The organism is Mycobacterium sp. P2_H7 (genome assembly GCF_056403275.1).
On sequence record NZ_JBFUFU010000090.1, the window covers coordinates 1 to 353 of the forward strand.

Below are 353 nucleotides of genomic sequence, written 5' to 3' on the forward strand. Positions count from 1 at the left end.
GCCCTTGCGTTGCTCCCGCCATGCGCATCGGCTATCCAACCGGCAGCCAATGCAGTTCAAACGGAGCCATCCCATGACCAACACCACCATCCTCAAATTCGGCGCTGTCGAGCATGCCGATGGCGAAGATCTGCCGGGCTGGATCGTTGTCGAGGGCAGGCCGACCATGCAGACCGCCGTGCAGCACACCACCGCCGACGGCAAGGTGATGTCGGGCACCTGGCGGGCATCGCCCGGCACCTACCACGTCACCTACACCGACTATGAGTTCGTGCACATGATCGCCGGCCGCATCATTATCACGCCGGATGGCGGCGAGCCTGTCGAGGTCGGCCCCGGCGATGCCTTTGTCG

The 353-nt window shown here is 64.3% G+C and carries 1 protein-coding gene; it reads left to right on the forward strand.

Annotated elements, in window-relative coordinates; translation table 11 throughout:
* Positions 1-73: 73 nt before the first annotated feature.
* Positions 74-353, forward strand: a 280-nt coding sequence (locus AC1DY7_RS31495; protein ID WP_477497679.1) for a cupin domain-containing protein, incomplete at its 3' end; no start/stop codon positions are given.